Source organism: Marinobacter maritimus (genome assembly GCF_007671675.1).
In the GTDB taxonomy this organism is placed as follows: Bacteria; Pseudomonadota; Gammaproteobacteria; order Pseudomonadales; family Oleiphilaceae; genus Marinobacter; species Marinobacter maritimus.
In genome coordinates, this window is record NZ_VCGW01000008.1 from 47,398 (window position 1) to 72,319 (window position 24,922).

The following is a 24,922-nucleotide window of genomic DNA, read 5'->3' on the forward strand; positions in this document are numbered from 1 at the left end:
AACGTGTCTCCGTTAAACACTAACCAGGCCGGTAAAGCCCAGAAACGCCAGTGACATCAACCCTGCGGTGACCATGCCAATGGCCGCACCCCGGAAGGACAGGGGAACATCTGCCACGGCAATGCGTTCGCGCATCGCGGCGAAGAGCACCAGCACCAGCGAGAAGCCGGCGGCAGCGCCAAAGCCGTAGAGTACTGACTCAACGAAGTTGTTATTTTTGTTCAGATTAAGAAGCGCTACGCCAAGTACGGCGCAGTTGGTGGTAATAAGGGGCAGGAAGATGCCTAGCACCCGGTAGAGCAAGGGGCTGGTTTTACGCACCACCATTTCTGTGAATTGAACCACTACCGCAATCACAAGAATGAAAGTGATGGTTTTCAGAAAGGCTAGATCCAGAGGCGCCAGCAGGTAGGTGTAGGCAAGATAACTGCACACCGATGACAGGGTCAGCACAAAGGTTGTAGCCAGGGACATGCCCATGGCCGTCTCCAGCTTGCCTGAAACCCCCATGAAAGGGCACAGGCCAAGAAACTGGACCAACACGAAGTTGTTCACCAGAATTGTGCTGACCAATATCAGTAAATATTCTGTCATTGCTGCATCATCATTGCGCGACCTCGGCGCACGGCCTCGATGTTTGTTTACATTACCCGCATGCCAGGGGTCGCACCGGAATCCGGAGACAGGATAAAGATATCCTTACCACCCGGGCCCGCCGCCAGAACCATGCCTTCAGACATGCCAAACTTCATTTTTCTTGGTTTGAGGTTGGCGACCATTACGGTAAGCCGACCTTCAAGATCCTCAGGGTTGTAGGCAGACTTGATACCAGCAAACACGTTGCGCTCGCCATGCCCCAGATCAAGCGTCAGACGAAGAAGCTTGTCTGCACCTTCAACGTGCTCGGCTTTGACTATTTTAACGACCCGAAGATCCACCTTGGCAAAATCATCAAATTCTATTTCACTCGCAATGGCTTCGCTCTTTTCGGATTGGGCGGGCTCGGCCGGTTTGCCGATTGCAGCTGGCATTTCCTCTTTGGAGGCATCCAGCATTTTTTCGATCTGCGCCATATCCACCCGGCTCATCAAAGGCGAGAACTTGTTGATGCTGTGGTTCTCCAGCCGCTCACTGCGGTTATTCCAATCCAGCTTCGCGTTCAGGAAGTCTTCGGACGCCTTGGCCGTTTCCGGCAATACCGGAGCGAGGTACGTCATTAACAAGTGGAACATGTTGAGGGCGTTGGTACAGATGGCCTGGAGCTTTTCGTCCTGACCTTCCTGCTTGGCAATCACCCAGGGCTGTTCATCATTTACGTATTGGTTGGCGATGTCGGCAAGCTCCATGATACGGCGCATTGCACGACCGAATTCCCGGGTTTCGTAGTAGGTTTCAAGCTCCTTGCCGGCCGCCATGAACTCTTTCAGCTTGTCGTGCTCGGTTACCTGGCCAAGCTTTCCATCAAAGCGCTTGGTGATGAAACCGGCACTGCGGCTGGCAATGTTGACCACCTTGCCCACCAGATCCGAATTCACCCTGGCGGCAAAGTCTTCCAGGTTGAGGTCCATGTCGTCCACGCCGCCGGTCAGCTTGGCGGCGAAGTAATAGCGCAGGTATTCCGGGTTCAGATGGTCCAGGTATGTGCGGGCCATAATGAAGGTGCCCCGGGATTTGGACATCTTCTTACCGTTGACGGTCACAAATCCGTGCGCCCAGACCGCCGTTGGCGTGCGGAAGCCAGCGTCGTGCAGCATAGCTGGCCAGAACAGGGCGTGGAAGTTGATGATGTCCTTGCCGATAAAGTGATAAACCTCGGCGCTGGAATCTGCTTTCCAGAAATGCTCGAAATCGATATCTTCCCGATTGCACAGGTTTTTGAAGCTTGCGAGGTAGCCTATGGGCGCATCCAGCCACACATAGAAAAACTTGCCAGGCGCATCGGGAATTTCAAAGCCGAAATAGGGCGCATCACGGCTGATATCCCATTCCTGAAGGCCGGCATCGAGCCACTCAGCCAGCTTGTTGGCCACTTGTGGCTGCAATGCACCACTGCGTGTCCACTTGGTCAGGAAGTCGGTAAACTCCGGCAGTTTGAAGAAGTAGTGCTCCGATTCCTTCTCAATGGGCGTGGCGCCAGATACAGCAGAGCGCGGGTTGATCAGCTCTGCCGGTGTGTAGGTTGCACCGCAAGCCTCACAGTTGTCGCCATACTGGTCGTCGGTTTTGCATTTCGGACAGGTGCCTTTGATGAATCGATCCGCGAGAAACATGTTCTTCTCAGGATCAAACGACTGGGTGATCATGCGGGTCGCGATTTTGCCGTTGTTTTGCAACTGACGGTAGATGTATTCCGAAAAATAGCGATTCTCTTCCGAATGGGTGGTGTAGTAGTTATCAAAGCGGATGTGAAAGCCGCTGAAATCCTGCTGGTGCTCCTCACGGATCCGGTCGATCAGCTGCTCCGGCGTTATACCTTCGCGCTCGGCCCGAAGCATGATGGCCGTGCCGTGGGCGTCATCCGCGCAAACGTAGTAGCAAGTGTGGCCCCGCATGTTCTGATAGCGCACCCAGATATCGGTCTGAATGTATTCCAGCAGATGGCCCAGGTGAATGGGGCCATTGGCGTAGGGCAGGGCGCTGGTAACCAGAATATCGCGCTGTTGCTTTGAACTCGCTTGCGTCATGGTGTTGTCCGAACCTTTCATCAGATAAGGGTTGTATGGTCAGAAACGGGCCCAGATGATACCTTTTGAGCAGATAATTTTCACCCGAAACACCTGTTTTCATGCTGAAAAACCGCATGATCTTATTACGGAGAGCCAGATGACACAGATTTCAGAGCAGGCCTTGCAGGCGGCGGTTCGTGAATACCGAGACCCGTACCTGGAAAAGGACCTATACGACCTGGGTGCCGTAAAGTCACTGGTGGCTGACGAAGCGGGCAAAGTGACGCTGATGGTAGAGCTGCCATACCCGTCAAAAGGCATCGCGGGCGGCCTGAAACAACTGGTTGCCAACGCGATTGAAAACGTTGATGGAGTCGAAACCGCCGATGTTCACGTGGCTCAGAAAATCCATTCCTACAAAGTCCAGAAAGACCTGCCGTCGGTTCCCGGCGTCAAAAACATCATAGCCGTTGCTTCGGGCAAAGGCGGCGTAGGTAAATCCACCACCGCCGTCAACCTTGCCCTCGCGCTGCAGGCAGAAGGTGCCCGTGTCGGCGTGCTCGACGCCGACATATATGGTCCCAGCATCGGCATGATGCTCGGCGTTCCTGAAGACAAGCGCCCGGGCGTGAGAGAGGAAAAATACTTCCTGCCCATGGAAGCCCACGGCCTCCAGGCCATGTCCATGGCTTTCGTAACCACCGACAAAACCCCCATGGTCTGGCGCGGGCCTATGGTTAGCGGCGCCGTCATGCAGCTTCTGCAGCAAACCCTGTGGGACGAACTCGACTATCTCATTGTCGACATGCCGCCAGGCACCGGCGATATCCAGCTCACCCTGGCCCAGAAAGTCCCGGTTACCGGTGCCGTTATCGTCACCACCCCTCAGGACATTGCCCTGCTTGACGGCAAACGTGGCATAGAAATGTTCCGAAAGGTCGAAATCCCGGTGCTCGGCGTTGTGGAAAACATGAGCGTGCACATCTGCAGCAATTGCGGCTACGAAGAGCACCTGTTCGGTGAGGGCGGCGGTGAACGCATTGCCGATGAATACGAAACAACCCTGCTGGGCCAGTTACCCTTGCACATGACCATCCGTGAACAGACCGACAGCGGCCAACCCACCGTGGTGGCAGAACCGGATTCCGAAGTGGCCCGCCGTTACCGGGATATCGCACGCAGGGTTGGTGCAGAGCTTTCAACAAGAGAGCGTAACCTGAGCGGCTCAATCTCAAGCGTGTCCGTAAAGTCGCATTAAGCGTTCACATAGCTCCCACGGCGGATTGCATTCAGCCCCGCTCGCAGGCGCAGGAAAGGCGGTTCAAAAATGTCGGAGGCCAGGGACGGCCGGAGACAAGCCCACAGGGATGTGCTTGAAGCGGTTTTTGAACCGCCTTTCCTGCGACTGCAGCCACAAAATGCCAACAATCAAGAGCTTCGACAGAACCCAGCCGAACAGGTAAACTACGCCCCAATTTTCCCAGTGGATACGAGACTTCGCCATGAGCATCAAAGCCGATAAGTGGATTCGCCGGATGTCCGAAAAACACCGCATGATCGAACCCTTCGAAAGCGGACAAGTTCGTGAAACTGAAAAAGGCCGGATCATCTCCTACGGCACTTCCAGTTACGGCTACGACGTACGTTGCAGCAACGAATTCAAAATCTTCACCAACGTACACTCCGTCACCGTTGACCCCAAAAACTTCGACGAAAAAAGCTTCGTGGATTTCACCGGCGACGTCTGCATCATCCCGCCGAACTCCTTTGCCCTTGCGCGCACCGTAGAATACTTTCGCATCCCACGCAGCGTACTTACCGTATGCCTGGGCAAATCGACCTACGCACGCTGTGGCATCATCGTAAACGTCACCCCGCTGGAACCGGAGTGGGAAGGCCACGTAACCCTGGAGTTTTCCAACACCACCAACCTCCCGGCGAAAATCTACGCGAACGAAGGTATCGCCCAGATGCTCTTCTTCGAGTCTGATGAAATCTGTGAAACCAGCTACAAAGACCGGGGTGGTAAATATTTCGGCCAGACCGGCGTGACCCTCCCAAAAACATGAACGCCAACCAGTTTCTCAAAGCTGTTTCGCAGCTGCAGGGATGGCGTGAATGCGCCTTCCTGCTGGCCCTTGCCGAGCGGTCGTTTCCAAATTATGCCCTGTTCGCCGAAGCAGTTGGCCTGAAAACTGGCGGCAAAATGCACCAGATTCTGGATCTTGCCTGGGGCACGCTCCAGGAAGACGTAACAGAAACTGCTATTCCGCAACTACTGGCAAAACTCGAAGCTTTGTCCCCGGACGTGGAAGCCTATGACGCCTATGGTGTATATCCCGCTTTCGATTTCTGCCAGCTATTGGAGCAGGCGCTGCTTAATCGCCTGAACCCCTCAAAACACCGGGCCACGGACGCCTCGCAACTGGCTACCGGCACTGTTATGAGTTTTATCGAACTGTCCGAAGGCGAAGGTCTGGAAGAAGACGAGCTGGTGCGTTTGCTGGACTCTCACCCCCTGATGAAAGAAGACAAAACCTTCCAGCGTGATCTGGTACTGGCCCTCAAGCGCCAGCGCACGCCGCTGGAAAAATTCATCACGGACCTTCGGGAAGACGCAGCAAACGAAGGTGTCAGCAACCTTGGCATCTCGCTGGGAGATTGAAGCTTCATTGATCAGATGGATATAACCCCATGAAACTTTCTACTTTCGGTCGTAAGTTTACCGCTGACGCCGGCATAACCTCGCTAATGGATGACCTGGGAAATGCCATGGCATCTGGCGACGACATGATTATGATGGGCGGGGGCAATCCGGGGCACATCCCTGAGATACAGAAGCGGGTACAGGAAATTCTCGGAGACATGAGCCGGAGTGAAAGCGACGTCCGCCGGCTGGTAGGTGTTTACGATCCGCCGCAAGGCGAAAAACAATTTATTGCCTCGCTTGCTGACCTGCTTAGCCGTGAATACGGGTGGGATCTGAAGCCTGAAAATATCGCGCTCACCAATGGCAGTCAGGCTGCGTTCTTCATGTTGTTCAACATGTTCGGCGGCGATTACGGTGAAGGCCAGCGCAAGCACATATTGCTGCCCCTGGCACCTGAATATATCGGTTATGCGGATGCCGGCATTGAGCCGGGTATGTTTCACGCCGTGCAGCCGGACATTTCATTTACCGACGCCCACGAATTCAAATACCGTGTGGATTTTGATGCGGTAGAGGTAACCGGGGAGACGGGTGCGATCTGCGTATCCCGGCCAACCAACCCGACCGGGAACGTGGTTACTGACGCAGAGATGGCTCGGCTTGAAGAGATGGCGCGCCAGCATGACGTGCCGCTGATCGTCGATGGAGCCTACGGTACGCCTTTCCCGAGCTTGCTGTTTGTGGATGCCAAGCCCACCTGGAACGAACAGATCATTCTGTGTCTGAGCCTGTCCAAGCTTGGCTTGCCGGCAGCCCGGACAGGCATTGTTATTGCTGCCAAGCCGGTGATCAAGGCATTGTCTGGCATTAATGCCATCATGAACCTGGCGACAGGAAGTTTCGGCGCCATGCTCGCCGAGCCGTTAGTGCGCTCAGGAGAGATCCTGTCCCTGAGTCGGGATGTGGTCTGCCCGTTCTACAAGAGAAAGATGGAGCGCGCCGTGGCGGCGTTCCGCGAGGCGATGGGTGAGGACAGTTATCGCTGGTACGTGCACAAGCCAGAAGGTGCAATGTTCCTCTGGTTGTGGTTCCCGGATTTGCCCATTACAAGCCTCGAGCTCTACCAGCGACTAAAAGCCCGCGGTGTACTTGTGGTATCTGGCCATTATTTCTTCCCGGGATTGCCGGAAGATGACTGGAAACATCGCCATGAGTGCCTGCGGGTGACCTATTCCCAGGATGACGAGCGTGTAGCGCAAGGGCTGCGAATTCTCGCGGATGAGGTAAAAGCAGTGTGGGCCGAGGCGGGCCGGGAAGCTTAGTTTCCCAAGTCCACTTTCTTCAGGGATAGCTGGTAGCGGCTGCCGTCAGGCTCAATCTGAAGCAGGTGCGCCAGCACAAAATTGTTGTCCGGATCAAACCACATCAAGGTTTGGCGCTTGGAGCTTTCGCGGATCTTCTCGGCTTTGAGATAAGAAGACTGACTGGCATCGGCCGAGTCGCTGTCTGAGATGCCCGCATCATCATTTACTACGGCAAAGCGTTCGCTATCAATTTTGCCGCGATCCAGAACCTGATATTCCATCTCCCGCATGCCATTTCGGATGTCCTGGTGCAGCTGAATCTGGAAGCCGAGTGGGTCCAGCGTGCCTTCTTCCAGTTCTACCTCAAATGCCTTTCCACGGTATTTCCCGGTCGCAACACCTGCCTTCCAGTCGAAATCAATCGATTGTTCTCTGTCCTTGATCATAAATCCCGACAGACGATAGCGATATCGAATCGGTATCACTCGGCCATCTTCCCATTTCAGGATCAGGGACTCATCGATATCGGCGATGAACGAATTGACGTCGGTGCGATACAGCCAGACGCCATTTCCCTGGGATGTGAGAATGCGTTTGGCGCTGCCGTTAAGTGACAGTCCCTTTTCCATGGATGCGTCGTAACTCACCTCAAAGGGGAGCAGGCCGGGGCTGTCCTCAGACCTTGCAGAGGTGCTCAGGAGAAGTGCGACTATCGCCAGAAATGGCAGCAGGATCATCTGGCGTTTTGCTGGAACCGATATGATCCGTCGGGCTGCATACATCTGATCGACCTCCAATCTTTCACAAGTGCTGAAAGTCTAGCGGGTCAGCGGGCTTCGCGGGGTGACAGTCTGTTAAGGTGCGTCCTGGCTGTCCGGTAAACACATGGGAGCGTTCAGGGGCTCCCCATCGAATAACACTTGCTCGTGTCTCAGCTGGATGCGGCCTTCGCAGAACCATCGCACCACAATCGGGTAGAGTAGGTGCTCTTTTTTCTGAACTTTTTCCGCGAGGGTCTGGGCCGTGTCTTCCGCAGTCACCGCAACCTCCGCCTGTGCTATCACCGGGCCGCCGTCAAGTTCTTCGGTCACGAAGTGAATGGATACACCGTGGGTTTGATCCCCTGCATCCAGTGCTCTTTGATGGGTGTTCAAACCCGTGTACAGCGGCAGCATCGACGGATGGATGTTTACCAGTTTGCCCCGAAACGCACGAACGAAATCGGTTGTCAGGATTCGCATGAAGCCGGCAAGCACAATGAGGTCCGGGTTATGGCGGAGGATATGGGCCATAAGTGCAGCATCGAACTCGTCCCGGGAGCCGAAATCCTTATGATTCACCACAAAGGTCTCAACGTTGGCCTGCGCGGCTCGCTCCAATGCAAAAGCTTTGGGCTGATTGCAGCCCAAAGCAATGATCTGGCCAGGAAAATCCCGCTCCCGGCTGGCGTCGATCAAGGCCTGAAAATTGGTTCCACTACCGGAGGCCAGTACCAGAATTCTGGGCAGAGTTGGTTGATCCGCTTTCATTCTGCAAGAAGTCCCGGGGCATAGCGCACCAGTGCATCTTTTTCGGTATCTTCAGCACGCTCCACCTGGCCTACCTGCCAGGCCTTCTCGCCCAGAGCCTTGAGAGTATCCAGGGCCAGGTCTTTCTGGTTTTCCGGAACGCAGACAATCATGCCGATGCCGCAGTTAAACGTACGGTACATTTCTTCGCTGGCCACACCGCCGGCGTCTTTGAGCCACTGAAACACCGGAGGCAGTTCCCAGCTTGTGGTGTCGATGGCCGCAATCATGCCTTTCGGCAGAACCCTGGGAATATTTTCCGGTAAACCGCCGCCGGTAATGTGAGAGAGAGCGCGCACATCCACTTCACGAATCAGTTTTAGCAGATTTTTGACGTAAATCCGTGTCGGCTCCATGAGGGCGTTCGCCAAAGTGGTATCACCAACCTGCTGATTGAGGTCGGCGTTACTGACCTCAAGAATTTTACGAATCAGTGAGTACCCATTGGAGTGCGGTCCGGATGATTCAAGCGCCAGTAGAACATCACCCGTTTGCACATTGCTGCCATCGATGATTTCGCTGCGTTCAGCCACGCCCACGCAAAAACCCGCGAGATCATAATCGTCGCCTTCGTACATGCCGGGCATTTCTGCGGTTTCTCCGCCTACCAGTGCACATCCGGCCTGCTCGCAACCCTGGCCAATGCCTGAGACAACGTTTGCTGCTATATCGACGTTGAGTTTGCCAGTGGCGTAATAATCGAGGAAAAACAGGGGCTCGGCACCGCCTACGATCAGATCGTTGACACACATGGCCACGAGGTCAATGCCGATGCTGTCATGTTTGCCAAGCTGCATCGCCAGCCTCAGTTTGGTTCCAACGCCATCGGTGCCTGAAATCAGAATGGGTTCTTTGTACCCGGCTGGAATCGCTACCATGGCACCGAACCCGCCAAGCCCTCCCAGAACCTCGGGGCGCCGGGTGCGTGCGGCGGTGTCCTTGATGCGGCTGACAAGTTCATTGCCGGCGTCAATGTCTACGCCCGCATCGCGGTAAGTCAGGGAAGGCTTTTTTTCGCTCATGGTGTTCTTAACCGTTGGCCAGTGGGTCAGGCGGCGGATTTTAGCAGGTGCGGTGTAGCGCTCCAAGTGCAATTGCCGCGAGCACTCCCGGATTCCAGCGTCGAGGTGTCTCCGGGCGGTCAAGATTGCATTTCGGAAACCCGGGTCGGCTACTCAGGTCAAGGGGCATGGTGTATCCTATGCGCCATTCATGCAGATTGCAGGGTGTTTCATGCCAGTACCAGACCAGACCTCGGTTTTCAGGCCTTTGCCAGCTTTATGGCTTGCCGTTTTTTTTGCGCTCATGCTGGCCATGGTGCCCGCTCCGGCGGCTGCCGTTACGGTATCCGGGCTTTATTCCGTTGAGGTGCCAGTGGCCGGTTCCGGACAGAACGATCTGTCCAAGGGATACGCAGACGGTCTGGCTCGCGTGTTCGTGCGAATTTCCGGCACCCGGGACGTGCTCTCGCTCGATGGGGTGCAGGCGCTGCTCGCAAACGCGGAATCTTTGTTGCTGTCTTACCAGGTACTCCGCGGGGCGAACGGTGACAGTCGGCTGAGCATGGCATTCGGCGCGGTGGGTGTGAACCGGGCTTTGGCCTCGGTTGATGCGCCTGTCTGGGGTGCGAACCGCCCTCTGACTCTGGCGTGGGTAGCGGTAGAAGACCGCGGTGTTCGCGCGCTGGTTACAGGTAATAGTAGCGGTCAGGCGGATGCAGGTGAGAATGGGGCCTGGTCGTCAGCCTTTGCCCGCGCCGCCCGAGAACGGGGGCTTCCGGTCGCACTGCCGCCCGCAGAGTTCAGTGGAAACAGAGAGTTGCTATCGGATATCTGGGGACAATTTACGGGGCGTGTGCGTAACGCGTCTGAAGGCGTGGAGCACGACGTGCTTGCTCTGGTTCGAGTGAACCGTTCTGGCGGCCAGTGGCGCGCAGGCTGGGTGTTTGAGGGAGCACAACTCAACAGCAGTGAAGAATCGGTCAGCGCCGATACCCGTGAAGCTTTGGCGGAAGCACTGGTAAACCGCTGGGCGGAACTGTACGCAAATCGTTATGCGGTTGCGGCTGGTGAAGTTGGAGATTTGCCGCGGGTAGATATTGTCCTGCGTGGTGTAACCTCGGTTGCGGATTATGGGAAAGCCAGCCAGGTACTTGAAGGCCTGACTCCGGTTGTAAGTGTGGGAGCATCCCGGGTTAAAGGTGAGCAGTTAACGTTGAGAGTGGCGTTTTCCGGCGAGCTGGATCAGCTCAAACAGTACATTGCGTTGGATTCCCGATTTGTGCCCGTTGAGGGGGAGCCGGAAAATGCGCGGCCAGAAGCCCGCGCGAAACCACCTGCTGCGCCGGCGGAACCAGAACAAGCGCAGGCGCCTGGAACCCAGTCAGAAACCACTTCCGAAGGCGGGGCAAATGCCGGTTCGTCCGATCAGTCTACGTTTACCTACCAGCCATCCCCGGTGGATGAAGACGAGGCGGAGCAGGCGTTTGAATCCCTTTACCAGCTTCTCTATTACCGCTGGCAGCCCACGCCGGTTATCGTTAAAGATGGCGGGCAGTAAGCTGCGATCCTGGGCAGGTCTGTGAATTCGCACGCCTGGCGCTGGATTCCCAACGCCTTGACGTGCGTTCGCATATTGTTGATTGCGCCCTTCGCCTGGGTTTTGATGGTGCAGGAATATCGCTTCGCACTGATGATTTTCGCTATTGCGTCACTTACCGACGGGCTTGATGGTTTCCTTGCACGCCGCTTTAACTGGCGTTCGCGGTTTGGTGCCGTGGCAGACCCGCTGGCAGATAAAGCGCTGCTGATTACAGCGTATCTGGTGCTTACGTACACCTCAGTGTTTCCGTTATGGCTTTTTGCCTTGGTGCTTGGGAGAGACCTTCTTATTGTTGGGGGTGCTCTTGCTTACCACTACTGTATCGGTCGTTTTGATATGGAACCCAGCATGCCAGGCAAGTTAAATACTCTGGTTCAGGTTTGTGTGGTTCTGGGTACTGTTATTATCCTGGCAGGGTTGCCGGTGCAGCCGATGTGGCTGAGCGTGGGAATTTGGCTGGTTGCGGTATCCGCTGTTTTCAGCGGTGTCCACTATATTGTGATCTGGAGTGCGCGGGCATGGAGGTCCAGACGATCGTGAGCGCTTCTCAACTGGTTCTTGGTGTCAGGCTTCGGGACGATGCACGTTTCGATAATTTTCATGGTGATCGCAACCGGGAAGCGGCATTGCGCCTGTTGTCGGTATTCAGACAGCCGGCCGGACTGCCGGTGGTGGTAGTCTGTGGTGATTCCGATACGGGTAAGAGCCACCTGCTCCAGGCCGCTTGTCACCATGCGGAGGCGGAGGGGAAAACGGCCGTGTGTTTGAGTATTGCCGAGCTGGAGCCCTTCGGACCGGACGCGCTGTCAGGGCTGGACGCCATGGACGTGGTTGCGCTTGACGATCTGGACCGGATTACCGGAAGAGCGGACTGGGAAGAGGCGGTTTTCCACTTGTATAACCGGTTGCACGATGCCGGCCATATGTTGGTGGTAAGTCTCTCGGAGGTCCCGGGCTCCCTGCCTTTTTATTTGCCGGATCTGGTTTCCCGATTGCATCACGGATTTACGGTTCAGCTTGGCATCTACCGTGACGATGACCGCTTGAAAATCCTTATGGCTCGGGCTGAACAGCGTGGGCTGACAATGACGGATGATGTCGCAGGCTTTATCATGCGTCGTGCACCAAGGCGCCTTGGTGAGTTGTTGGCTATTCTCGATACCCTTGATGAAAATTCATTGCAGGCTCAGCGCCGCCTCACCATTCCGTTTGTAAAAACGGTGATGCAGTGGTAACCGCCACAAAACACAGATACAGCATTCAAACGATAAGGCGCTGAATAAAGTGCCGGATGGAGAGACAACATGAGACGGGTAGTATTCAACCAGAAAGGTGGAGTAGGAAAATCCAGTATTACCTGCAATCTGGCCGCGATCAGTGCAGCCCGGGGCAAGCGCACGCTTGTGGTTGATCTGGATCCCCAAGGCAACTCGACGCATTATCTCCTGGGCAAGCCGGCCAGTGAGCTCAAGGACACCGTTGCAGATATGCTGGAGCAGACGGTTGCGTTCAAGGTGTTCAACCGGCGCCCCGAAGAGTTCGTGCACGCAACGCCGTTCAAGAATCTTTTCGTTATGCCTTCCAGTCCGGAACTGGATTTCCTTGAGCGCAAGCTCGAAGCCAAACACAAAATTTACAAGCTACGGGAAGCGCTGAAAAAGTTGGGCGAATCCTTCGATGCCATTTACATTGATACGGCCCCCGCGCTTAACTTTTATACCCGCTCGGCGCTTATAGCAGCCCAGCGCTGCCTGATCCCGTTTGACTGCGACGATTTTTCCCGTCAGGCGCTTTACAATATACTTAACGAAATCCGTGACCTGCAGGAAGATCATAACGATGAGCTTGTTGTGGAAGGCATTGTTGCCAACCAGTTTCAACCACGGGCTACCCTGCCCAGGCAACTGGTCAAAGAGCTGATAGAGGAAGGCCTGCCAGTTCTACCGGTGCGTCTTTCCAGTTCGGTCAAAATGAAAGAATCTCACCAGTGCCGACAACCGCTTATTCACATGGCACCAAAGCACCCGCTTACCCGTCAGTTTGAAGACCTTTACCGCGTATTGCATGGCGAAGCGGTAGAGCTCGAGCCTCTGGCAGATTGAGGCAGGTTTTTATGACAGGTTCCGGTGACATTACAGGGCGGGTCGCTGATTGTCTTCTTGGTATCGAGATGGCGTTGCGTCAACTCGGAATGTGGGAGACGGAGCGCCCGCCTGAAGATGCGTTCAACAGCTCAGAGCCGTTCTGCCTCGATACGTTAACGTTTACCCAGTGGATCCAGTTCGTGTTTCTGGAGCGCATGAAGCTGATTATTGAAAATGCCCAGCCCTTGCCAGCGGTTTCAGGCATAGCGCCCATGGCGGAAGAGTATTTTCGTGGGCGTCCCGAGTCAGGGCAAAGCCTGATTCGGGAGTTGGATACTTTTGATAAGCTGCTGTCAGCCGGCTGAATCAGTCCAGGCGCATGGAGAGGTCTACGGCTCTGACGTCCTTGGTCAGCGCGCCAATTGAAATATAGTCAACACCGGTTTCTGCAATGGGGACCAACGTGTTGGCGTTGATGCCTCCGGATGCTTCCAGCTTTGCTCGCCCCTCGTTCATTGCGACCGCACAGAGCATGTCTTCCATGGAGAACTCGTCCAGCATAATGATGTCGGCTCCTGCGCTGAGTGCCTGCGCCAATTCCGCCAGGTTTTCGGTTTCGACTTCTACAGGTCTGCCCGGCGCGATTCTGCGAGCTTCGCGGATTGCATCGGCAATCGATCCGCAGGCAGAAATATGGTTTTCCTTGATGAGGAACGCATCCCACAGGCCGATTCGATGGTTGTGGCAGCCGCCACAGGTCACCGCGTATTTCTGGGCGAGCCGCAATCCCGGCAGGGTTTTCCGGGTGTCCAGAAGACGCACGCCCGTATGAGCAACGCGCGTTGCATAATCGGCGCAGTTCGTTGCAACTCCGGAAAGGGTTTGCAGCCAGTTCAAAGCAGCTCTTTCGGCGGTTAGCAGGCTTCTGGCGGTACCTTCCATGCGAAACAGAATCTGGTCCGGTGTAACGGCCTGGCCATCCTCTACCAACCACTCCAGAGCCACTGAGCTGTCCACCTGACGGAACACTTCGTTTACCCATTCGCGCCCCGCTATGGTCGCCTGCTCACGTGTAATGACACGCCCGGTGGCCTGTTTTTGCGCCGGGATAAGCCGGGCTGTTATATCGCCATCTCCAATATCTTCGCGCAGGCTCAGTGCGACGGCTTCGATACGTGACTGGCGTAGGCGTTCAGTGAAGTTCATGGTCATGCATCCATGTGTGTCGGGGCTAAAGGGTTTAGAAATACTCCGAGGGCACAATTCTATAGTCCGCCAGTGGTTTCGCCAAATTCGACGGAAATTGTGATCTGAGTCCGGTCTACACAAAAGGTGACAAATTCTGACACAAGGTGACGCGGGTAACTCGTATGATGTGTGATCAGGGTAGTTCCAAATTTATGGCCAGCCGTGTCATGTGTTCTGGTCCGGAGTTGTTCAATGAAGCAAGATAACAAGGTTGTCAGTTTTTCTGGTCAGAAGCCGTTTTCACGGTTTGATCTGCCGCCGGCCCTTGTTCGCCTGCGTGATACCTCAGGACAGTCGCTAAAGGGCGTTCTCGGGCGCTTCTTCGAGCGCGCTGACGATGCCTTGTTTGAGCTTGCCGACCGTGCAGGCTCTAACAAGGATCAGGCAGTCTACTTCGATGCCATGCGCGAGCTCAGGTTGCGGCGTAAAGCTATGGCTGTCTCCGTACTGCAATACGTTAGCCAGGCGTTTAACGATATCGGCAAGTTCCGGCCCCGGCAATCCGGGGGTGCTCTGGATGAGGTCGATCAGGATTCGTTGAGCCTTGTTGAACATTCCGACCTTGAGCAGCAGGTTGCTATTGATAATCTGATCAACAAGCTCCGCAATCGTTATCAGGGCGTAATCCAGTTGTTGTCGTTGCGGGTTAATCACCTGGTGCCTGGAGTTGAGCTGGCGGATAACCAGATGCCGCTGAGTCCGGAAGTTATCTGCGGAGGCCTCGCTGAAGCCTGTGCGGATCTCGATATAGATATTCGGGCAAAACTTGTTGTGTTGAAACTGTTTGATCGCTTGCTGGCAGATACGCTTGGTGATTTTTATCAGGAAGCGAACCGCACTCTGATTTCGGAAGGCATTCTGCCAGATGTCAAGCGAGCACCGTCCCGTTCTGCAGCGAATGCGGCCAGCACCCGATCGGCGACTTCAGTGCCCGTACCCTCGAGTTCTGCCCAGCAAGGCTCCGTCGAAGGGGCGGGCGAACTGAGCAGACGCCAAAATGATGGTTATGACCAGATACAGGGCGGCGCTTCCCATGCAACCTTTTCTGAATTGAGCGAACTTCTGCACCAGAGGAGCAGTTTTCAGGCTGCGGCCGAGCCAGGTGCCGCGGGAGAGGCGTATCTCGATACTGACAGGCTGATGGCCCGCCTCAGCGAAGCGCAGACAGCCTGTGGCCAGTGGGAAGGTGTTGAAGTTCCTACCCTCGATCAGCAGCTGCAGTCTGTTCTCCAGGCCGCCAATGGCCAGACAGCCAGTATCGGCCAAGTGGACAACGATGTTATCAACCTCGTGTCCATGCTGTTCGATTTTATTCTGGAAGACCGGCAGCTGCACCCGGTGATGAAGGCGCTCATCGGGCGGTTGCAGATACCGGTGTTAAAAGTTGCATTGAGCGACAAGAATTTTTTTAATCGCGGCGGCCACCCTGTTCGCAAGTTACTGAATGAATTGGCGCTTTCTGCTATCGGCTGGAGTGAGAAGCGCCCTGGTCAGCGTGATCCTCTGCTTGAGAAAATCGAGTCGGTCGTGGATCGCGTGCTGAGCGAGTTCACGAACAATGTGTCGCTGTTCGATGAGCTTCTGAAAGACTTCAGCCATTTCACGGATCTTGATCGCCGTCGGCGAGAGCTGGTAGAGCAGCGACTTCGGGATGCAGAGGAAGGACGGGCGCGCCAGGAGCGTGCGTGTCAGGTGGCTGGCTCACTGGTTCGGGGTCTTACGTCCGACAGGGACATTCCTGAGCCCGTTCTTGAGATGCTGAACGAAGCCTGGACAAAATACCTTCAGTGGGTCCTGTTGCGGGAAGGTGAAGACGGCGAACGCTGGGCTGATGCCCGTGAATTGACTGGCCATATCGTGTGGAGTGTCGATCCGCAGCCCGTTGATGACTCAACTCGAAGCGCACTTCTCCGAGCGATTCCGGCAATTGTTGACGACTTTCGCGTGGCGCTTCAGGAAATTTCCTGGGACCCGTTTGCAACCGATACAGCGGTTCGTGATCTGGAACTGGCGCACGTTGATGTTTTTCAGCGTCTGGCGACGGCACCGTCCCGGCCAGCGCCGCCGGAGGCCGCAGATAAGGCCGCACTGGAAGCTGTGGCAGAGCCTGAAGTCAAGCGGGAGCCAGAGGTTCCAGAGCCAGTTACCGGAGGCTTGCAGGCGGCAGTGGCCGGGCCCGGCGAAGTTGAGATTGAGCCACCGGTGCTTTCGGAGCCCGGCGAGCTCGCCTCTGCTTTGGAAAATGAAGAAGCGATTTCCCGGCAATGGCTGGATCAGGCAGACAGCCTGCGTGTTGGTGCCTGGGTTGAGCTCACCCGCGACGGTACCAAGGTCCGTTGCAAGTTGGCGGCATTTATACGAGCCACGGGCAAGTACATCTTCGTCAATCGCAGCGGCGCCAAGGTTGCTGAGTACCGCCGTCAGGAGCTGGCTGCCGCTATGGCGAGCGGTGCCGTCAGCATGCTCGATGACGGGCTTATTTTTGACAGGGCACTTGAGTCCATCATCGATAACCTGCGCAGCAGCCGCAAGGATTGATCCGTGGTAACGAGCGTTACTTTGTGATTCAATCCAGTCACGGTGTAATGCTCTGATAATTGTGGACTCATATTGCTTCATTCAGCCTCCGATCACTCCCTCGCAACCGTTTATGGAGAAAACATTGAAACTCTCCGCAAAACGGGGCGCCTTTCGTCTGCCCGCTGGTGTCCGTCGCCGAACTACGGTTCCCGCCCCGAAGATGCGACTATAAGTCTGCTGGTGGTGCATAACATCAGCCTTCCCCCCGGTCAGTTTGGTGGGCGCTACATTGAAGACTTTTTTACGAACTGTCTGAATCCAGCTGAACACCCATACTTCTCAACCATTGCCGAGATGCGTGTTTCCGCTCATGCTCTGATCAGGCGGGATGGCGCCGTCGTGCAGTTTGTCAGCCTTCTGGAGCGGGCCTGGCACGCAGGTCGCTCCTGTTTCGAGGGGGTTGAGGAGTGTAATGATTTCTCCATTGGTATTGAGCTTGAGGGCGCGGATGACGTGCCCTATACGGCGGAGCAGTATCACTCGCTGGCAGTGCTCACCAAGGTGATCAGCTCGGCTTGGCCGGCCATTACAAACGATCGGATTACCGGGCACTGTGACATTGCGCCGGGTCGCAAGACTGATCCCGGACCAGCGTTTGACTGGCACAGTTTCCGTGCTTCATTGCAAGCAGCGCAGTCTGGCGGGCATTGTGAAAAACTGGCCCACAGGGGGCCCTCTGAATGATTCTCGTGGTGTTTCTGATTGCCTACCTCGTGCGCAGGCGCCTTGACGGCTACAATGCGGTTTCCAGTGATGTGCTATGGCGCCACTGGTTTCGTAAGGGCCGCGTCGCTAAAGCCGGGCGTGAACCAGGCGTTATGGCTGGCTTTGTTCTGGTAGCCTTGCCTGCAGTGCTGGCGGCCGTTTGTGTATATATCCTGTCGCTCTACGGCTGGCGAGTAGCTGGTTATCCTCTCGAAATTCTTGTTCTCGTTCTACTGATGGGGGCGCCTGGCTGGCGTAAGTCTGTTGAGGCCTATAGCGATGCTTGGCACAAGGGTGATATGCAGGCGGCCTGGCACCATATTCAGGACCGTCTGCCGGCGGCAGAGCGCGGTGCGGCAGCGTCGCCGGAGGTAATGCACCTCTCGCTATCCCGGGCACTGATGCTGACGGTCTTTCAACGTTTTTTCCTTATTGCATTCTGGTATGTCGTAGGTGGCGTTGGCCTTGCGATATTCGCGCGTGGACTATTGGCTCTGGCTGAGCAATGGCCCCAAGCCGCGGCAAGGCCGAGGTACCTCAAAGCCTGCGAGTGGATTAGCTGGATACCGGTAAGGCTGCTGTCGATTACTTTTGGGATTGCGGGTGACCTGTCGGGTTGGCTGGGAGAGGCCAAGGCAGCGATTCTCGGAATCAGTAAAAAAACTTCAGAAGTGCTCATGATCTCTGCCAATGGGTCGTTAACCGGGTATGCGCTTGACCCGGCCCGCTTTTCCCGCGTACACCCGGACGAATGGGCCAGTTTTGGCGGACGTAGCCTGAGTGCCGTGAGGGACTTGCTGAACCGGAGTATGCTGGTGTGGATTTGCGTACTGGCGCTGCTGGTGATTGCAGGGGTTGTATGAAGGTGCAGACAGCGAAAGATAGCGCTCAAGTTTTAAGGTGTTCAGTCGATAACAAAAAAAGAACGTAAGTTCATTGTTTGTGCTTTAAAAGGGGATCAATGTGAAGCAGCTCATTAATCCAGCAGTCGCATTGATGAATCGACTGCCAATGCTGTACAAGTTCAGTCTTATCAGCATTCTGTTCCTCTTGCCGATTGGTGGGTTGTCCTGGCTTGTGATGACTGAGCTCAACCGCTCGGTTGAGACAATGACCCGTGGTGTTGAAGGGTTGGAACAATTACGGCAGATAGATCGCCTGGTAGATGCTTCGATGGACTATCGGGATTACCGTGCACCTGCGGTGACCAAAAATGAGAGCGCCCTCATGGCTCGCTCCGATAAAGCAGCTGAAAATATTGACTCCATTCTAGAGAGCCTGGTGGCAGAGCCCCGCTCATTTGATGCGTCTGGCTCCTGGACAGACCAGGTCGAGGCGCTTCAGGCTGACTGGCAGGCCCTACGTGCAGATGACAACTACCAGACCAACTTTGATCCCCAGTTCAAGTACTATCAGGAGTTTGTCCAAAAGGTACTGGCGCTTCTCCCCGCCACAATAGAAACATCCGGTCTGGGCCAGGGGGCATCGAGAGAGAACCAGCTTGTTCTCGGGCTGATACGCGAAACCATGCCGGATGCCCGCAGCGTTATCGGACAGGCTCGCTCTTACGGACTTTACGCGTTGGTTGAAGGACAGGTTGGCTATGCGCTAAGTGAAACCTTCAATGAAATCTATGATCGCCTTACAAATCGCAGTTCGTTGCTTTCGCCAGCACTGACGATTGCTGCAAACGCATCTCCGGCCCTGTCGTCCAACGCAGATGATGCCTTTCAGCAGGTTGATGAGAGTCTGCTGAATGTTCGCCAACTTCTCGATGTGAATATTATTACGCCCATGCGCCTGGAGCTGTCCTGGCAGGAATATGACTCACTTGTTTCCGCGCAGCTGGCGGGTTACGGAGTGCTGAAAGCTGCAGCGTTGGATGTGGTTGAGGCCAACCTGAATGCCCGCCTGCAGCAGGAAGTGAGCCAGCGTCGCCTGATCGTGGTGGCACTGATCGTGGTTCTGCTAATCGTGGTGTACCTCTATGTTGGTTTCTTTATGTCGGTGCGCACAGCGATCAACCGGTTCAGTGAAGCTGCACGCAAGGTAGCAGCAGGGGATATGACCACTCGTATTTCACTTGATAACCGCGATGAACTCGGCGAGCTGACCGGTGAATTCAACAACATGACGGATCGAATGGCCGACCTGATACGCTCTGTAGGGCAGACAACTTCTGAGGTTGACCAGCAGGCTGCGCGAGTCAAGGATACGGCTGCCGCCAACAGCGAAGCGGTGGCGCGCCAGATGGCGGAGAGTGGCCAGATCAATGAGGCTATGAGCCAGATGGTTGAAGCTGTGAACGAAGTTACAGAGAGTGCTCATCGGGTTGCAGACAGCGCTACAGCCGCTGAACAGGATACGGAAACCGGGCGCGGTGTTGTTGCGGATACCGTGGATACGATCAACCGGCTGGCGACTGAGATTTCCAGTGCGGTAGATGTTATCAACCGGGTGAGTGCAGACAGCGACAACATCAGCCAGGTTCTGGTGGAAATAAAGGCAATAGCCGGTCAAACCAATCTTCTGGCGTTGAACGCAGCTATCGAAGCGGCCCGTGCGGGCGAGCACGGACGCGGTTTCGCAGTTGTTGCCGACGAAGTGCGTTCTTTGTCCCAGCGCACTCACAAGTCCACCGAAGAAATCGAAGGCATGATTTCACGTCTTCAGAGCGGCGTGAAAGATGCGGTAGCGGCCATGACTAACAGCCGTGATGTGACACAGGCAACCGTTCAGAAATCCGGAGAAGTAACGGAAGCGCTGAGTCGCATCGCCAATGGCATATCGGTGATCGTTGACATGAGCCACCAGATAGCCCAGGCAGCGGAAGAGCAGTCTGCAGTATCCAAAGATGTAAATGTCAGCGTTGCTCACATTGGCGAGTTGGGTACATCGACGGCCTCTAACGCTGAAGAAACACTGGCTTCATCGCGGCAGATGTCCGAGCTGACGGCTTCTCTGCAGAGGCTTGTGGAAGCGTTTAAGGTCTGAAGTCGGGCTACATGCCCGACTTCTTCTGATCCCACAAAATTTCTTCAGCGCCTTCCCGACGCGCCAATACCCTTGATGCCACAAACAACAGGTCTGACAAACGGTTCAGGTACTGGCGCGCCAGCAGGTTGATAGAGTCTTCATGGCTAAGGGCAACCACTACACGCTCGGTGCGGCGGCAAACAGCGCGGGCCAGGTGGCATTGTGCTGCCGCAGGGCTTCCGCCGGGGAGGATGAAATTCTTCAGGGGCGGTAACGGCTCGTTCATCTCGTCCAGCAGGTTCTCCAGCCAACTGATGTGCTCATCGCTGATCGCCTTGCTACCCGGAATCGCAAACTCACCTCCCAGATCGAACAAGTGATGCTGAATGCGGCGTAACGATTCCAGCATCTCATCATCAGTGTCCAGAGTTTCAACTAGCAGACCAATATGGCAGTTCAGCTCATCGGCCATGCCCATCGCCTCAACACGCTGAGCGTTTTTGGCGATGCGATTACCATCGGCGAGGCCCGTAGTGCCGTCGTCACCAGTGCGCGTGTAAATCTTGGAAAGGCGGTTACCCATGAGGGTGCTCCTGATAGTTAAAAGCTGGTTTACAAAAAGTGTTACAGATCTTGTACTTGATCGGTCAACATTTGGTTTACCGGCGTGGCAATGCCATGACGCTTTCCACATTGCACAAGATAGCCATTGATAAAATCAATCTCGGTTTTACGCCCTGCCATAACATCCGCGCACATGGACGAAGTATTGCTGGCGGTATTCCTCGCCACCGTTTCAATTTGCTCCCGAAGAACCTCCGGTGCAATAGCCTCCAAGGTTTCCGCATGAAGCAAAAGAGATATCTCCGCGCAAAGCCCGTCAATACTTTGCTGATAAAGAGTTGAGCTCAGAATGCCACCGTTAGGGCAGTCGAGCAGAGCCGTAAACGGATTGATCCCCGCATTGATCACCAGCTTCTGCCAAAGCCGCTGCAGAATGTTCTCCTCAGCATGAACCCTCAAGCCGCTTTCAGCCAACTGTTGAACAATACTCGCTGTGTGATCAGAGGCAGAAGCGGTAAGCGCGCCCACCCAGGTGTCACCGGCCCCGGCGTGAACCAATACATCCGGGGACGGTCTGTTTGCACCTTCGGTGGTGCTCGCGGCCAAAATCGACCGTTCCGGCCAGCGCTCGGCCACTGCTTGTTGGGTGCCCAGACCGTTCTGAAACAAAACAACGGGAGTGCCGTCCGGAATGTGAGGTAACCAGCTGTCCAAAGCCGAAAGTGTGTCTCCAGCTTTTGTCGTTACTAGCAACAATTCAATGTTGTCACCAGGTTGTAGCCACGGAAGCGAAACATTGGAACGGGCCTGCACAGAGTCCGGCGAAGCCGTCAGGAACCCCTTCCCGAAACCTTGCGGAGCCAGGGATGGCGGAGCAGAGCGTACAAGGACGTATTCACAGCGTGTTTTGGGAAGGGGTTCCTGACGGCTGACGCTTCGCCTAAGCCGATTACTCTCAGGCTTCTCGCAATGCAGGCGAGGCAAAAACCCACAATGCTCAGAAGGCAAAAGAGCAGCCCAAAGCCGCCCCAAAGAACCCGCTCCAAGAATGGCAATCAACCCGCCACCCCCGGAACGCTCACCCGCAGCCGCCATAACTACATGGCCTCAATGTCTGCGCGCTGCTGCTGCAGTCGGCTCAGATTACCCTGAACCTCCGCCAGCTTCTCCTGCTCCTTGGCAACAACCTCAGCCGGCGCCTTGGCAGTAAACTTCTCATTACCCAGCTTGCCCTCCAGGCGCCCGATCTCCTTCTGCAAACGCTCAAGCTCCTTATCCAGACGCTTCAGCTCCGCATCCTTATCAATCAACCCGGCCATAGGCACCAACACTTCCATATCGCCAACCAGCTGAGTGGCACACATGGGGGCATTGTCACCTTCAAACCACTCAAGACTTTCCAGCTTGGCCAGCGAACTCAGGAACTGACGGTTTTCATTCATCCGGCGCTGACCTTCCGCGCTGTTGCCACGGAACAGGACCGGAATCTTCTTAGCCGGGGAAATGTTCATCTCGCCGCGAATGTTGCGCACGGCCACAATCACACCCTTCAGCCATTCGATGTCTTCGACGGCTTTAGCGTCGTGCTTGCTGGCATCCACTTGTGGGAACGGCTGCAACATGATGCTGTCCCCGGATTTCCCGGCCAGCGGTGCAATGCGCTGCCAGATTTCTTCCGTGATAAACGGCATGATCGGGTGCGCCAGGCGCAAAACAGTTTCCAGCACGCGCACCAGAGTGCGACGAGTACCGCGTTTGGCTTCGGCACTGGCGTTGTCGTCGCCCAGGGAAGGCTTGGAAAGCTCAAGATACCAGTCACAGTATTCGTTCCAGATGAACTCATACAAAGCGTGGGCCGCCAGGTCGAAACGATACTGATCCAGATGGCGGGTTACATCCTGCTCGCACTGCTGCAAGGCGCTGATGATCCAGCGATCAGCCAGTGACAACTCCACCGCTTCGCCATTTGAGCCGCAGTCTTCACCTTCGGTGTTCATCAGCACGTAACGGGCAGCGTTCCAGAGTTTGTTGCAGAAGTTGCGGTAGCCTTCCAGGCGCTTCATATCCCAGTTGATATCGCGACCAGTGGTGGCCATGGCCGCCAGGGTGAAGCGCAGGGCGTCGGTGCCGTGGGCAGAAATGCCTTCAGGAAATTCCTTTTCAGTCTGCTTGGCAATTTTCTTCGCCAGCTTGGGCTGCATCATGTTGCCGGTGCGTTTCTCCAGCAGCGGGGCCAGGTCGATACCATCAATCATATCCAGCGGGTCAATCACGTTACCCTTGGATTTGGACATTTTATCGCCGTGTTCGTCGCGTATCAGGCCAGTTACATACACCGTCTTGAACGGAACCTGGGGCGTGCCGTCTTCATTCTTCATGAAGTGCATGGTCATCATGATCATCCGGGCAACCCAGAAGAAAATAATGTCAAAACCAGTGACCAGAACATCCGTCGGATGGAAGGTTTTCAGGCGCTCGGTGATTTCCGGCCAGCCCAGAGTGCCGAAGGTCCACAGGGCAGAGCTGAACCAGGTGTCCAGAACATCGTCGTCCTGCTTCAGCGCGAAGTCTGCTGCCAGATTGTGCTTCTGGCGAACTTCGCCTTCGCTGCGACCCACATAGATATTGCCTTCGGTGTCGTACCAGGCAGGAATGCGGTGGCCCCACCACAGCTGGCGGGAAATGCACCAATCCTGAATGTCACGCATCCAGGAGAAGTACATGTTCTCGTACTGTTTGGGCACAAACTGGATACGGCCGTCTTCAACGGCTTCAATAGCTGGCTTGGCCAGAGTTTTGGCATCGGCAAACCATTGGTCAGTCAGCATCGGCTCAATGATAAGGCCGGAACGGTCGCCACGGGGTACGTTCAGTACGTGATCTTCTACTTGCTGCACCAGCCCTGCGACTTCCATGTCAGCAACGAGCTGCTTGCGGGCGTCTTCCCGGGTCAGGCCGGCGTAAGCTGAGGGCAGGGTACCATCCAGTTCGGTGTTTTCAGTGCCGTCGCTGTTGAACACTTCTGCCTGCTCGCGGATGTTCGCATCCTGAGTCAGCACGTTCATCATCGGCAGGTTATTGCGCTTGCCCACGGCGTAGTCATTAAAGTCGTGAGCCGGGGTGATCTTGACGCAGCCGGAGCCTTTTTCAGGATCGGCATGGTGGTCGGCGATCACCGGGATGCGGCGGTTCACCAGCGGCAGCATGACAAACTTGCCGATCAGGTGCTGGTAGCGCTCGTCGTCCGGGTGCACGGCTACGGCGGTATCGCCAAGCATGGTTTCCGGGCGGGTGGTGGCAACGACCAGATAGTCTTTGCCGTCTTGCGTCGTGGCGCCATCGGCCAGCGGATAACGCAGGTGCCAGAAAAAGCCTTTTTCTTCCTTGTTCTCAACTTCCAGATCCGAAATGGCGGTGTGCAGCTTCGGATCCCAGTTCACCAGGCGCTTGCCACGGTATACCAGGCCATCTTCGTACAGGCGCACAAACACTTCCTGCACGGCTTTGTAGAAGCCGTCGTCCATGGTGAAGCGTTCGGTATCCCAGTCCACCGAGTTGCCCAGCCGGCGCATCTGGCCAGTAATGGTGCCGCCAGACTCTTCCTTCCAGTCCCAGATACGCTTGATGAACTCATCGCGGCCCAGGTCATGGCGGGTTTTGCCTTCTTCCGCCGCCAGTTTTCGCTCAACAACCATCTGGGTGGCGATGCCGGCGTGGTCACTGCCCACCTGCCACAGGGTGTTGTGGCCCTGCATGCGCTTGTAGCGGGTGAGGGTGTCCATGATGGTGTGCTGGAAGGCATGGCCCATGTGCAGGCTGCCGGTCACATTGGGTGGTGGGATGGCGATGCTGTAGGACTCGCCCTCTCCGCTGGGGCGGAAGTACCCTTTGGATTCCCAGTTTTCGTACCACTGGCGCTCAATGTTTTCTGGCTGGTAGGTTTTTTCCATGGGTTTTTGCTGATGACCGTTTGGTT

The 24,922-nt window shown here is 55.6% G+C and carries 22 protein-coding genes; 13 read left to right on the forward strand and 9 right to left on the reverse strand.

The window, feature by feature from the left end; all coding sequences use genetic code 11:
- Positions 1 to 12: 12 nt before the first annotated feature.
- Positions 13 to 594, reverse strand: a complete 582-nt coding sequence (gene rsxA / locus FFI90_RS19320; RefSeq protein WP_144780398.1) for an electron transport complex subunit RsxA — start codon at positions 592 to 594, stop codon at positions 13 to 15.
- Between the two features lie 47 nt (positions 595 to 641).
- The gene (gene metG, locus FFI90_RS19325; protein WP_144780399.1) at positions 642 to 2,684 is read right to left on the reverse strand and encodes a methionine--tRNA ligase; all 2,043 of its coding nucleotides are present in this window, start codon (positions 2,682 to 2,684) and stop codon (positions 642 to 644) included.
- Between the two features lie 139 nt (positions 2,685 to 2,823).
- On the opposite strand from metG, the gene apbC reads away from it, so the two are divergent.
- From apbC to FFI90_RS19345, 4 genes are all read left to right on the forward strand, one after another.
- A complete protein-coding gene (gene apbC, locus FFI90_RS19330) occupies positions 2,824 to 3,924 on the forward strand; it encodes an iron-sulfur cluster carrier protein ApbC (RefSeq protein WP_144780400.1) in 1,101 nt (366 codons plus the stop codon).
- 244 nt (positions 3,925 to 4,168) lie between these two features.
- Positions 4,169 to 4,735 carry a dCTP deaminase gene (gene dcd, locus FFI90_RS19335; RefSeq protein ID WP_144780401.1) on the forward strand — a complete coding sequence of 189 codons (567 nt, stop codon included), beginning with the start codon at positions 4,169 to 4,171 and terminating at the stop codon, positions 4,733 to 4,735.
- Complete coding sequence (locus tag FFI90_RS19340; RefSeq protein WP_144780402.1) at positions 4,732 to 5,331, forward strand: YjaG family protein; 600 nt, start codon at positions 4,732 to 4,734, stop codon at positions 5,329 to 5,331. Before dcd ends, FFI90_RS19340 begins: the two co-directional genes overlap by 4 nt.
- 29 nt (positions 5,332 to 5,360) lie before the next feature.
- On the forward strand, positions 5,361 to 6,638 hold the full coding sequence (locus tag FFI90_RS19345) for a valine--pyruvate transaminase (RefSeq protein WP_144780403.1): 1,278 nt from the start codon (positions 5,361 to 5,363) through the stop codon (positions 6,636 to 6,638).
- On the opposite strand, the gene FFI90_RS19350 is transcribed toward FFI90_RS19345, so the two are convergent.
- The 3 genes from FFI90_RS19350 to purM all read right to left on the reverse strand — a co-directional run bounded on the left by FFI90_RS19350 (position 6,635) and on the right by purM (position 9,210).
- Entirely contained in the window at positions 6,635 to 7,402 is a 768-nt protein-coding gene (locus tag FFI90_RS19350; protein ID WP_246123683.1) for a DUF3108 domain-containing protein, read from the reverse strand. The two genes, FFI90_RS19345 and FFI90_RS19350, sit on opposite strands and share 4 nt — an antisense overlap.
- 72 nt (positions 7,403 to 7,474) lie before the next feature.
- Entirely contained in the window at positions 7,475 to 8,149 is a 675-nt protein-coding gene (gene purN / locus FFI90_RS19355; RefSeq protein ID WP_144780404.1) for a phosphoribosylglycinamide formyltransferase, read from the reverse strand.
- On the reverse strand, positions 8,146 to 9,210 hold the full coding sequence (purM, locus tag FFI90_RS19360) for a phosphoribosylformylglycinamidine cyclo-ligase (RefSeq protein ID WP_144780405.1): 1,065 nt from the start codon (positions 9,208 to 9,210) through the stop codon (positions 8,146 to 8,148). Before purM ends, purN begins: the two co-directional genes overlap by 4 nt.
- Before the next feature lie 211 nt (positions 9,211 to 9,421).
- On the opposite strand from purM, the gene FFI90_RS19365 reads away from it, so the two are divergent.
- From FFI90_RS19365 to FFI90_RS19385, 5 genes are all read left to right on the forward strand, one after another.
- A complete protein-coding gene (locus FFI90_RS19365) occupies positions 9,422 to 10,747 on the forward strand; it encodes a DUF2066 domain-containing protein (protein ID WP_246123684.1) in 1,326 nt (441 codons plus the stop codon).
- A 21-nt stretch (positions 10,748 to 10,768) separates the two neighbouring features.
- Positions 10,769 to 11,329 (forward strand): CDP-alcohol phosphatidyltransferase family protein, encoded by a 561-nt coding sequence (locus FFI90_RS19370; protein ID WP_144780406.1) that lies wholly within the window; start codon positions 10,769 to 10,771, stop codon positions 11,327 to 11,329.
- Positions 11,308 to 12,024: a DnaA regulatory inactivator Hda gene (gene hda / locus FFI90_RS19375; RefSeq protein WP_144780407.1), complete on the forward strand. Its 717-nt coding sequence runs from the start codon at positions 11,308 to 11,310 to the stop codon at positions 12,022 to 12,024. The genes FFI90_RS19370 and hda overlap by 22 nt, the downstream gene beginning before the upstream one ends.
- Positions 12,025 to 12,093: 69 nt before the next feature.
- Positions 12,094 to 12,891, forward strand: a complete 798-nt coding sequence (locus FFI90_RS19380; RefSeq protein ID WP_144780408.1) for a ParA family protein — start codon at positions 12,094 to 12,096, stop codon at positions 12,889 to 12,891.
- Between the two features lie 11 nt (positions 12,892 to 12,902).
- Positions 12,903 to 13,238 (forward strand): YqcC family protein, encoded by a 336-nt coding sequence (locus FFI90_RS19385; RefSeq protein ID WP_144780409.1) that lies wholly within the window; start codon positions 12,903 to 12,905, stop codon positions 13,236 to 13,238.
- 1 nt (position 13,239) lies between these two features.
- On the opposite strand, the gene nadC is transcribed toward FFI90_RS19385, so the two are convergent.
- A complete protein-coding gene (gene nadC, locus FFI90_RS19390) occupies positions 13,240 to 14,079 on the reverse strand; it encodes a carboxylating nicotinate-nucleotide diphosphorylase (protein WP_144780410.1) in 840 nt (279 codons plus the stop codon).
- Between the two features lie 234 nt (positions 14,080 to 14,313).
- Here nadC and FFI90_RS19395 point away from each other — a divergent pair, with 234 nt between their 5' ends.
- From FFI90_RS19395 to FFI90_RS19410, 4 genes are all read left to right on the forward strand, one after another.
- Positions 14,314 to 16,659, forward strand: coding sequence for a DUF1631 domain-containing protein (locus FFI90_RS19395; protein WP_144780411.1), 2,346 nt, complete (start codon positions 14,314 to 14,316; stop codon positions 16,657 to 16,659).
- 123 nt (positions 16,660 to 16,782) lie between these two features.
- Positions 16,783 to 17,385, forward strand: coding sequence for a 1,6-anhydro-N-acetylmuramyl-L-alanine amidase AmpD (ampD, locus tag FFI90_RS19400; RefSeq protein WP_186318024.1), 603 nt, complete (start codon positions 16,783 to 16,785; stop codon positions 17,383 to 17,385).
- The gene (gene ampE, locus FFI90_RS19405; protein WP_144780413.1) at positions 17,382 to 18,269 is read left to right on the forward strand and encodes a regulatory signaling modulator protein AmpE; all 888 of its coding nucleotides are present in this window, start codon (positions 17,382 to 17,384) and stop codon (positions 18,267 to 18,269) included. Before ampD ends, ampE begins: the two co-directional genes overlap by 4 nt.
- 100 nt (positions 18,270 to 18,369) lie before the next feature.
- Positions 18,370 to 20,400 carry a methyl-accepting chemotaxis protein gene (locus tag FFI90_RS19410; RefSeq protein WP_144780414.1) on the forward strand — a complete coding sequence of 677 codons (2,031 nt, stop codon included), beginning with the start codon at positions 18,370 to 18,372 and terminating at the stop codon, positions 20,398 to 20,400.
- Positions 20,401 to 20,407: 7 nt separating this feature from the next.
- Here FFI90_RS19410 and FFI90_RS19415 read toward each other — a convergent pair whose 3' ends face one another.
- The 3 genes from FFI90_RS19415 to FFI90_RS19425 are packed head-to-tail and all read right to left on the reverse strand — an operon-like array spanning position 20,408 to position 24,896.
- Positions 20,408 to 20,965: a cob(I)yrinic acid a,c-diamide adenosyltransferase gene (locus FFI90_RS19415; protein ID WP_144780415.1), complete on the reverse strand. Its 558-nt coding sequence runs from the start codon at positions 20,963 to 20,965 to the stop codon at positions 20,408 to 20,410.
- Positions 20,966 to 21,006: 41 nt separating this feature from the next.
- Complete coding sequence (locus FFI90_RS19420; protein ID WP_186318023.1) at positions 21,007 to 22,041, reverse strand: ketopantoate reductase family protein; 1,035 nt, start codon at positions 22,039 to 22,041, stop codon at positions 21,007 to 21,009.
- 2 nt (positions 22,042 to 22,043) lie between these two features.
- The gene (locus tag FFI90_RS19425) at positions 22,044 to 24,896 is read right to left on the reverse strand and encodes a valine--tRNA ligase (RefSeq protein WP_144780416.1); all 2,853 of its coding nucleotides are present in this window, start codon (positions 24,894 to 24,896) and stop codon (positions 22,044 to 22,046) included.
- Between the last annotated feature and the right edge of the window lie 26 nt (positions 24,897 to 24,922).

What these genes read in the sequence shown, in the direction of transcription:
- rsxA (WP_144780398.1), bottom strand. Translation starts at nt 594, where the DNA reads ATGACAGAATATTTACTGATATTGGTCAGCACAATTCTGGTGAACAAC.
- metG (WP_144780399.1), bottom strand. Translation starts at nt 2,684, where the DNA reads ATGACGCAAGCGAGTTCAAAGCAACAGCGCGATATTCTGGTTACCAGC.
- apbC (WP_144780400.1), top strand. Translation starts at nt 2,824, where the DNA reads ATGACACAGATTTCAGAGCAGGCCTTGCAGGCGGCGGTTCGTGAATAC.
- dcd (WP_144780401.1), top strand. Translation starts at nt 4,169, where the DNA reads ATGAGCATCAAAGCCGATAAGTGGATTCGCCGGATGTCCGAAAAACAC.
- FFI90_RS19340 (WP_144780402.1), top strand. Translation starts at nt 4,732, where the DNA reads ATGAACGCCAACCAGTTTCTCAAAGCTGTTTCGCAGCTGCAGGGATGG.
- FFI90_RS19345 (WP_144780403.1), top strand. Translation starts at nt 5,361, where the DNA reads ATGAAACTTTCTACTTTCGGTCGTAAGTTTACCGCTGACGCCGGCATA.
- FFI90_RS19350 (WP_246123683.1), bottom strand. Translation starts at nt 7,402, where the DNA reads ATGTATGCAGCCCGACGGATCATATCGGTTCCAGCAAAACGCCAGATG.
- purN (WP_144780404.1), bottom strand. Translation starts at nt 8,149, where the DNA reads ATGAAAGCGGATCAACCAACTCTGCCCAGAATTCTGGTACTGGCCTCC.
- purM (WP_144780405.1), bottom strand. Translation starts at nt 9,210, where the DNA reads ATGAGCGAAAAAAAGCCTTCCCTGACTTACCGCGATGCGGGCGTAGAC.
- FFI90_RS19365 (WP_246123684.1), top strand. Translation starts at nt 9,422, where the DNA reads ATGCCAGTACCAGACCAGACCTCGGTTTTCAGGCCTTTGCCAGCTTTA.
- hda (WP_144780407.1), top strand. Translation starts at nt 11,308, where the DNA reads ATGGAGGTCCAGACGATCGTGAGCGCTTCTCAACTGGTTCTTGGTGTC.
- FFI90_RS19380 (WP_144780408.1), top strand. Translation starts at nt 12,094, where the DNA reads ATGAGACGGGTAGTATTCAACCAGAAAGGTGGAGTAGGAAAATCCAGT.
- FFI90_RS19385 (WP_144780409.1), top strand. Translation starts at nt 12,903, where the DNA reads ATGACAGGTTCCGGTGACATTACAGGGCGGGTCGCTGATTGTCTTCTT.
- nadC (WP_144780410.1), bottom strand. Translation starts at nt 14,079, where the DNA reads ATGAACTTCACTGAACGCCTACGCCAGTCACGTATCGAAGCCGTCGCA.
- FFI90_RS19395 (WP_144780411.1), top strand. Translation starts at nt 14,314, where the DNA reads ATGAAGCAAGATAACAAGGTTGTCAGTTTTTCTGGTCAGAAGCCGTTT.
- ampE (WP_144780413.1), top strand. Translation starts at nt 17,382, where the DNA reads ATGATTCTCGTGGTGTTTCTGATTGCCTACCTCGTGCGCAGGCGCCTT.
- FFI90_RS19415 (WP_144780415.1), bottom strand. Translation starts at nt 20,965, where the DNA reads ATGGGTAACCGCCTTTCCAAGATTTACACGCGCACTGGTGACGACGGC.
- FFI90_RS19420 (WP_186318023.1), bottom strand. Translation starts at nt 22,041, where the DNA reads ATGGCGGCTGCGGGTGAGCGTTCCGGGGGTGGCGGGTTGATTGCCATT.
- FFI90_RS19425 (WP_144780416.1), bottom strand. Translation starts at nt 24,896, where the DNA reads ATGGAAAAAACCTACCAGCCAGAAAACATTGAGCGCCAGTGGTACGAA.